Origin of the sequence: Amaricoccus macauensis (assembly GCF_014201905.1) — a bacterium.
In the GTDB taxonomy this organism is placed as follows: domain Bacteria; phylum Pseudomonadota; class Alphaproteobacteria; order Rhodobacterales; family Rhodobacteraceae; genus Amaricoccus; species Amaricoccus macauensis.
Genome location: NZ_JACHFM010000017.1, coordinates 1 through 1984 on the forward strand (window position 1 = coordinate 1; position 1984 = coordinate 1984).

Genomic DNA, 1984 nt, shown 5'->3' on the forward strand with positions numbered 1-1984 from the left:
GGGGCCGCCCCCACCGACACCGATCCCGCCGGGCAGATCAACCGGCCGGGACAGGCCCCGCAGGGCAAGCGCCGCTCCGACTGGCTCGGGCGGCGCGGAGGATGGTTCTGAACATGACGGACTGGACGGAAACCGAGCTCTCGGCGCTGCGCCGCGCCTACGCCAGCGGCACGACCCGGGTCAGCTACGACGGCAAGTCCGTCGATTACGGTTCGGCCGAGGACCTGCTCGCCCGCATCCGCACCATCGAACGCGCCATCGCGGGCACCACACGGCCGCTGCCGGTGGCCGGGCTCGCTGGCTTCTCGCGCGGGGACCGGTGATGTCGGCGACCTGGTTCGATCACGCCATCGCCACGGTGGCGCCGCGCATGGCGGCCCGGCGCGTGATGGCGCGTCAGGCCTTCGAGACCCTGACGCGGGGCTATGACGGCGCCGCGCGCGGACGGCGCACCGAGGGCTGGCGAGCCCCGGGATCCTCCGCCGACACCGAGATCGGCGTCGCCGGGGCGCTGCTGCGGGATCGGATGCGCGATCTGGTGCGCAACAACCCGCATGCGGCCAAGGCCGTGGCGGTGCTGGTGAACAACATCATCGGCGCCGGCATCATGCCGCGCGCCGCTAGTGGTGACGACAAACTGGATCGGAAGGTCGACGCGCTGTTCGAGCGCTGGACGGGGGAGTGCGACGCCGACGGCCAGCTCGACTTCTACGGCCTGCAGACGCTGATCTGCCGCGAGATGGTGGAGGCTGGCGAAGTGCTGGTGCGCCGCCGTCTGCGCCGGTCGTCGGATGGTCTGCCGGTACCGCTGCAGCTGCAGGTGCTGGAGGCCGACTTCCTCGACGCGACGAAATCCGGGGCCCTCGGCGCGGGGCGGCTGGTACAGGGGATCGAGTTCGACCCGGTCGGCAAGCGGCGGGCCTACTGGCTTCATGCCGAGCATCCGGGCGATGCCTATGGCGCCTTGCAAAACGGTCTGCAGAGCCGACCGGTCCCGGCGAGCGAGATCGCCCATGTCTATGAGAAGCAGCGCACGCAGGCGCGCGGGGTTCCCTGGGGCGCGCCGGTCATACGGTCCTTGCGCGATCTCGACGATTACGAGGTGGCCGAGCTGGTCCGCAAAAAGACCGAGGCCTGCGTCACCGCCATCGTCTTTGGCGACGACGAGGCGCAGCAGGGCATCGCGCCCTCGGTGGTCGACGCCGATGGTAACCGGGTCGAGCAGTTCGAGCCGGGCCTGATTGCCTATGCCCGCGGCGGCAAGGACATCCGCTTCAACCAGCCCTCCGCCACCGGCGGCTATGGCGAATACAAGCGGGCGAGCCTGCACACGATCTCGGCGGGCTTCCGGGTGCCCTACGAGCTGCTGACCGGCGATCTCAGCCAGGTCAACTATTCCTCGATCCGGGCGGGGCTCGTGGAGTTCCGCCGCCAGATCGATGCCGTCCAATGGCAGCTGTTCATCCCGATGTTCTGTGCGCCCGTCTGGCGCTGGTTCACCGAGGCTGCATGGGCGGCGGGCCAGATCCCGTCGCCGATCGTGCCGGTCGAGTGGTCGCCCCCGAAGTTCGAGGCCGTCGATCCGCAGAAGGACGCGATGGCGAATCTGCTGTCGATCCGCTCGGGCACCATGACGCTGGCCGAGGTGATCGCGAAACAGGGCCGCAACCCGGACGCCGTGCTGGCTGAGATCGCCGCGACCAACGCCAAGCTCGACGCGCTGGGGCTGGTGCTCGACAGCGACCCACGCCGCGTCACCAAGACGGGCAGTGCACAGACCAGCGATCCGGCGACCGATCCGGCCGCCGACGAAACGGACACCGACGACCCGGCCGCCAACGCGGACAATGACCCGGCGCAGGCCGACCAACAGGACTGACCCCATGGAAACGATGATCGAACTGCCGGCCATGCGCCGGTCGGCGGAGCTTGCGCCGAACACGGCCGATGCCAACAGCCGCACCGTCGAGGTGGTCTGGTCGGC

The 1984-nt window shown here is 69.9% G+C and carries 2 protein-coding genes; both read left to right on the forward strand.

All coding sequences use genetic code 11. The features are described 5' to 3' along the window. Positions 1–113: 113 nt before the first annotated feature. Positions 114–323 carry a phage head-tail joining protein gene (locus HNP73_RS22790; protein ID WP_028030714.1) on the forward strand — a complete coding sequence of 70 codons (210 nt, stop codon included), beginning with the start codon at positions 114–116 and terminating at the stop codon, positions 321–323. Then, entirely contained in the window at positions 323–1879 is a 1557-nt protein-coding gene (locus HNP73_RS22795) for a phage portal protein (protein WP_184155716.1), read from the forward strand. Before HNP73_RS22790 ends, HNP73_RS22795 begins: the two co-directional genes overlap by 1 nt. Positions 1880–1984 lie beyond the last annotated feature (105 nt).

Bases quoted from the DNA above. Each gene is read 5' to 3' on its own strand.
- HNP73_RS22790 (WP_028030714.1), top strand. From the start codon at position 114: ATGACGGACTGGACGGAAACCGAGCTCTCGGCGCTGCGCCGCGCCTAC.
- HNP73_RS22795 (WP_184155716.1), top strand. From the start codon at position 323: ATGTCGGCGACCTGGTTCGATCACGCCATCGCCACGGTGGCGCCGCGC.